General features: G+C 36.9%; 7 protein-coding genes. 1 reads left to right on the forward strand and 6 read right to left on the reverse strand.

Annotation, left to right across the window (positions count from 1 at the left end; translation table 11 throughout):
- On the forward strand, positions 1 to 980 hold a 980-nt coding region (locus tag IQ294_RS16110), incomplete at its 5' end, for a type IV toxin-antitoxin system AbiEi family antitoxin domain-containing protein (protein WP_238942891.1).
- Here IQ294_RS16110 and IQ294_RS16115 read toward each other — a convergent pair.
- From IQ294_RS16115 to IQ294_RS16140, 6 genes are all read right to left on the reverse strand, one after another.
- Positions 972 to 1,865 (reverse strand): nucleotidyl transferase AbiEii/AbiGii toxin family protein, encoded by an 894-nt coding sequence (locus tag IQ294_RS16115; RefSeq protein WP_015085263.1) that lies wholly within the window; start codon positions 1,863 to 1,865, stop codon positions 972 to 974. The two genes, IQ294_RS16110 and IQ294_RS16115, sit on opposite strands and share 9 nt — an antisense overlap.
- A 42-nt stretch (positions 1,866 to 1,907) precedes the next feature.
- A complete protein-coding gene (locus IQ294_RS16120) occupies positions 1,908 to 2,465 on the reverse strand; it encodes a MerR family transcriptional regulator (protein WP_015085262.1) in 558 nt (185 codons plus the stop codon).
- A 222-nt stretch (positions 2,466 to 2,687) separates the two neighbouring features.
- The gene (locus IQ294_RS16125; RefSeq protein WP_015085261.1) at positions 2,688 to 3,212 is read right to left on the reverse strand and encodes a nucleotidyltransferase domain-containing protein; all 525 of its coding nucleotides are present in this window, start codon (positions 3,210 to 3,212) and stop codon (positions 2,688 to 2,690) included.
- On the reverse strand, positions 3,212 to 3,703 hold the full coding sequence (locus IQ294_RS16130) for a dihydrofolate reductase (protein ID WP_172685268.1): 492 nt from the start codon (positions 3,701 to 3,703) through the stop codon (positions 3,212 to 3,214). Before IQ294_RS16130 ends, IQ294_RS16125 begins: the two co-directional genes overlap by 1 nt.
- Before the next feature lie 234 nt (positions 3,704 to 3,937).
- On the reverse strand, positions 3,938 to 4,189 hold the full coding sequence (locus IQ294_RS16135) for a hypothetical protein (RefSeq protein WP_203335069.1): 252 nt from the start codon (positions 4,187 to 4,189) through the stop codon (positions 3,938 to 3,940).
- A 638-nt stretch (positions 4,190 to 4,827) separates the two neighbouring features.
- A complete protein-coding gene (locus tag IQ294_RS16140) occupies positions 4,828 to 5,841 on the reverse strand; it encodes a replication initiation protein (RefSeq protein ID WP_203335070.1) in 1,014 nt (337 codons plus the stop codon).
- Positions 5,842 to 5,983 lie beyond the last annotated feature (142 nt).

The following is a 5,983-nucleotide window of genomic DNA, read 5'->3' on the forward strand; positions in this document are numbered from 1 at the left end:
ATACTACTAGTATATATACTAGTAGTATAGGAAGAAGGGGTTTTATGAATGCTAGGAAAATTCCCGATATTGATGTGAAGTGGTTAAGATCGTATTTTTCAGAGATCAAATCTGTTTTTTCTAGGATAGATCTCATTAAAATTTTAGAAGACTTAAAAGAACAAAAGGTTTTAGGACGATCTTTTAAATATGGACGGTTTGTTGATTTGATAACAACCGATCTCCCGATATTGGAAACAGTCAAAGTTGACCTTCCTAATGATGTTAAAACAGAAAGATACGTACTAATCGATTTTACTGTTCATCCTTTTGAAATTGCTTTGAGTCTCAATCCAGGTGCCTATGTTTCTCATTACAGCGCTCTTTTTTTACACGATTTAACCCATAACATCCCGAAAAATATTTATATCAATCGAGAGCAAACTCCTAAACCTAGAGATTCTGAAAATAAAGTGACTCAGCAAAAACTAGACTATGCGTTTAATAGACCGATGAGACAAACCAATCAAATAGCTAAATTCTCTTATAAAAAAAAGAAGTACCAAGTTTTTTTGCTTAACGGAAAACATACTGGACAACTAGGAGTCATAGAATTAAAAACACCACACACACATAGGCCAGTTCGAGTAACTAATCTAGAAAGAACTTTAATAGATTGTGTTGTTCGACCAAAATATGCTGGTGGTGTTGAGGAAATTCTGAATGGTTTTGAACGAGCCAAGGATGATTTATCTGTGAATCGGCTTCTAGGGATATTGAAAAAGCTTGACTATGTTTATTTATACGAGAAATCAATTTATTTTTATCTAAGCAGAACCGGTTATTCTTCCAGTCAGTTAAAAATGGTTTCGGAATCTATAAATAAGAGTGACGAAGCGAGTCTATTTTTTTACTTAGACTATCAAATTCCTGGAAAAGTTCTAGATGAAAATATTGGCATCTATTACCCAAAGAAACTTCAAAATTATGATTTATCCTAGTACTAACTGATGGAGTTCCTCAATGATTTCCAGGTTGTATTCAAAGAGAAATTCGAAGTCCGGGACTGATTCATCGTTAGGAATTTGAGGTACTACCCGATCTTCGTAGTCTCTCTTTAATTCTTCTTTATAATCTCTGATTTTTTTCATCAAATCATAAGATACATCTTTAGCAGCGAACATTTCTTGAAGGATATAGAGATTTTTCGGATTTAAAATTTCTTGACGAAGATCTTCATCATTTTTCTTTAACATAACTGAAATAGCTGAGTAAATATCATATAGGTCACGGGCTCTTGTCTTTTCTTTCGAGGCTAAAGGATAGTCTGGAAGCTGCTGACATAGGGCCCTAATTTTTTCATACACTATCATCAAAGGACTGTAGAGATAAATAGTGTACTCTTCTATTTCCATAGCAATTCTTGGCTCTGTATACTCTTCTAAACTAATATCAATTTCAATTTTCTTCTTGTTGCCTTCCATCGAAACAGCCATAGTAGACAATTTTTGAGCATTATCTTTATGCTTTTCGTAATGTTCGTCTTGAATGACCTTAAATTCAATGGCATATCCGCCCCAATATGGAGGCGATACCTGTTTGGATTTTTTAGGCTTACTGTCAAATTTAAAATCAATTACAGTCAGTTGATGTTCTTTAAATATTTTTTGAAGGCTTTTTTTAAACAATTCTCCTTCAACTTCTTCCGAAATCCTCCTGCCTTGTTTTATGGAGAAATCTATATCCAGAGAAGCACGACTGGTTAAATCCAGTAGCTGCATCGCATTTCCTCCCTTTAATGTCACAATTTCCATTAAATCATCATTTGAAAAAATAGCTTGTACAGCTAGTAATCTATAATCATTCCCTACCAATTCATTGACCATCTTTCTTCCTCCTCAGGACTTTCTAAAATCAGTATTCAAATCCTAGTCTTTGCCCCAAAACTTCCACTTGGATTTTATTGGGGATTTTTTCAATTCGTCCAGGTCACTTTGTAGCTGCTGAACGATGGCCAAAAGCTGTTCTTCCCGTTCCTGGCTCTTTTTCAATTCGTTTTTCATGTCAGCAAGCACTTCCGTATGATCCACCGGATCTGGCAATTGCTGTTTCGGCTGCTGTTGCATCAGCTGCTGCAGGTCGTTGATTTTCTGGTTTTGTCCCATGAGCAATTCGACAATCTGGTTGAGGGACTGCGGAGCAACCACCAAATCAGTATCGATCCGTTTAATTTCTCCCCCGAACTGTTCCAATAATCTAGCTTCAACTTCCTCGAAATCTGTCCTCTTAATCCCGATTGCTCGCTGGGCTTGAATAGTTTCGGCAATCAACTGGATTCGTTCCACTTGTTCCTCCGTATAGACTCGTTGCTGATTCTGGCGCGGGTCTTTCACCACCTCGCCAAGCCAGCCCCGTTTCTCCCATTCCCGGAGCTGATAAGCTTCCAGATTTAGCTCTTTTGCCAATCGACTGATTGGGATCCGCATGTTTTTCCTCCTTAAATTTAGCTTTAATTGAAGTTAAATATAGCTTTATTTTATGCTTCTTTTAGTCTGAAGGATACTGATTTAATAGCATTTCTAGAAAAATAAAAAAGAAGGTGCTGATTGCTAGCACCTTCTCAAAGTTTTTCTTATGTGACTTCCGATAATCTCATGATATGTAAACTTTCATCCATTGAGAAACCATTCAAAACTGAAATATTTATTCTATTTGGTATTCCTTATTAGTTGGCGAAGTAACTTTTTACTTTCGATATCTTTTGTTCGGGGTGTTCGGCCAATTTGTTCATAGACTTCCTTTTCTTCCAGAAGTTGTTGGGGACTTAAGACCTTTACTGATAGTCCGCATAATGTATAGCGATTAGGCAGCAGAGAGTCAGGTTGCCATACCCATTCCGGCAAACCGTTCAGGATCAGATTGCCTTCAATGGATCGGGTGACATAGCCGACTGTGACATCTACCTCGTTTTTACGAAAATCAGACTGTCTATTCTCGAAATGGGATTTGACGGGTAACCGTTCATATCCTGCTTTGGAAAGTTCTTTTTCTAAACCGTCCCGATTTTGAATCCACGTTATCAAATCGAAGTCGTCGTGTGGCCTGGTGATTTTTCCGAGTAGAAAGTCAATTGCCCAGCCACCACGCAACCAAAATTCCATTTCCAATTGTTCCGTCAATAGGCAAATTTCGGACAACACTTCTAATTGCGATTGCGTTTGTGCATCAGCCATCAGGAAACCTCCTTCACATATACATGAAAAGAGTAAGAATACGGATTTTTCTCGTCTTGAATGCCTTCTTCAACCGAAACTTCAACCCATTCTGAAAAGTCTACTTCCGGAAAGTAGGTATCGCCTTGGAACTCGTGATGGATTTTGGTGATGTGCATTTTTTCTGCATAGGGCAGAAATGATTTATAGACCTCTTCTCCCCCAAAGATGAAGATTTCTTTTTCATCTTTACATAGCTTAAAGACCTCTTGAATGGAATGTGTCACTTCACACCCTTTAAAAAAGAAATCGGGATCTCTTGTCAAAATAATATTTCTTCTCTCAGGCAAAACCCTTCCGATGGATTCGAAATTTCTTCTGCCTATAATTAATGGATATCCTTTGGTGGTTTCCTTCACATACTCCCAATCTCTTGGAATTCTCCAAGGGATGTCATTCTCTTTGCCAATGACCCGGTTTCTGTCCATTGCCACAATAAAAGTCACTATCACTTGAAACCCACCTTTTTAATAAACTCCGCTTACTTCACCATTCGCTTTTAAATCCAAAAAGTCCTTCCTAAAATTTCATATCAATCACTTAGCAAATCCAAGAACGATACAATAGTCGAACCGTTCGTAAAAGTACACGTTTTCGAACACCTCAAAAGCAACCGAAAAACAGAAAAAGAACGTTCGTAAATGTGGTCATACACTTTGCGAACGTTCTTCTATTTCAAGCTAAATTTACGAACGAATTATTGCTGTTTTTTCATTTTTATCTATGTACTTTTTACATCCGAAGGCGACAAGTGAATCCCTTTCACCACCCCGATTTTGGGGTGGTGTATAACTGGGCACTCCGGAATTTTTGCTGCTGTCGATCGGCGCGGAAATCCCATTCTTTTTTTCTAAAAATATTCGGTTCAGTTCAAAAACGAAATTCAAAACAACTGGATTCAATGCGAGTGCCCATTTATACGCATCGATCTTTTTCAAAAATACCGGCGCCGTTCTGGATCTCCTGCAGGGGCTCAAATCCAACCGGAAATTTTACGGATCAAGCAAAAAGAGGAGAAAGAGCATAAGGAAAACGTGCCCCCACTGAGAGTGTGGGCACAGGCAGAGCCTGGGGTTGAGGTGGTGACATGAAAAAGTCGTTTTGGCACAGGTTTGTGACAGTGAAAAAGCGCCAGTGTCACAACTCTGTGACACTACTTTTTCTGCTTTGGCACAAGTTTGTGACAGGAAAAAATGAGAAGTTGAAGACAATAGTTGATGTTTTTTTAGAGATTTTTTAGTTCAAAAATGAAATTTTAAATTCCAAGATCGAGCAAGAAAAAATGAAAAAAGTGAAGGGATCGGCTCTAAAAAAGTTGGTACAAAACTGTACCAAACACAAAATAAAGTGGTACAAAATTGTACCAAAGTGAAAAAATGATGTACCCATTTAAACACTAGGCTCTGCCTAGTCCCACATTGAAAATGGGGGCATGTTTCTCTTATGCTCTTTCTCTGTTTTTTCTTTGTTCCCTCATTTTTTTGTTTTTCTACTGCGTTTTTTTCGCTTTACTTTGTTGCTCATAAAAAAGAAGCTGCCTAACAAAATAGACACCTTCTTGATTCATAAAAACGAATTAACTTCTGTCCTCTAACCAATTATAAAACTTTACTTTCTTCACAGATTTTTCCGAAACTGGACGATTGTTTTTTTCTAATAAGCGATTCATTTCCCGGAAATTCCAAACGGCTTTTTTGATCAAGTCATCAGCTTTTTCTTTAGTAATGCAGATCGGTTCGCCGGTAAATTCACGCATGTTTTCAATTTCACGAATCAACTTAATGGCTCGCTGCCGATCGTCTTCATCGTTGATATTGATGTACTGGAACATGTCCTCAAAAACAATATCCAGAATGCTTTGGATCTCCTTGATCTGCTTCTTCGTGGCACTGGTCACCTTCTTGCCGTTTGACCAGATTAAATCAAACCCAATTATGGTTCGTCCTTCTCGTTCTTCGTTATAACGGACTTCCAAATCTGTTAGGGCGTTTATTTCTTTAATAGCCACATCAAGAACAGTTTTTTTGAACCGTCCAGTATTCTCTTTATAAGTTTTTTTATTTTCAACACCAAATAATCGCATAATTGCTTCTTTCGAGATTGGTTTGTGCCAGTACCCATAATGTGCTTGTAAATAATCATAAAGTGTCCAACTAAAACTGCTGTTAAATTGAGAAGCAATTGTTAAATCTGTCGTAATAAATTTTTCTTTTAATTCGAGTATATGGGGAATAAAATCTGTACTCCAACGAAAAGTAAATTTGCCATGTTCATATTTAATTCCGTTGAACACGTTCCAGAACTCAAAATAATCATTTTCTAAATCAATGATGCTGAATTGTAGTTGAGATATTTTTTGAGCATCTTGTCTAGCGTGTTCTGTTTTATATTCGAGATCAAACTTCTTTTCAAAGTCAGCTTTTCGAAATGCAGTATTTCCATCTTTTTGAGTAGAGTAGATTGCATATGCCAACAACTGCATCTGATTTAAGCTAAGACCATGACTCAGTTTAGACATGGAAATTTCATTACTTTTCAATATACTGTTCTCGTAATTCAATAAAGTTTCTTTGCTATTTATTCTGGCCAAATACTTCACTCCCAATTAAACTTTTTTTCCTTATTCTTTTGAACTTATAACTGTAATAAAGTTCTTTTATATAAAGACATTGTACTTTAAAAATAGAAAAGTTCAATGTGAAAGGGAAAAAAAGTTCAGTAAAGGGGGAAAA

The sequence above is a fragment of the Planococcus beigongshangi genome, assembly GCF_016820495.1.
Taxonomy (GTDB): domain Bacteria; phylum Bacillota; class Bacilli; order Bacillales_A; family Planococcaceae; genus Planococcus; species Planococcus beigongshangi.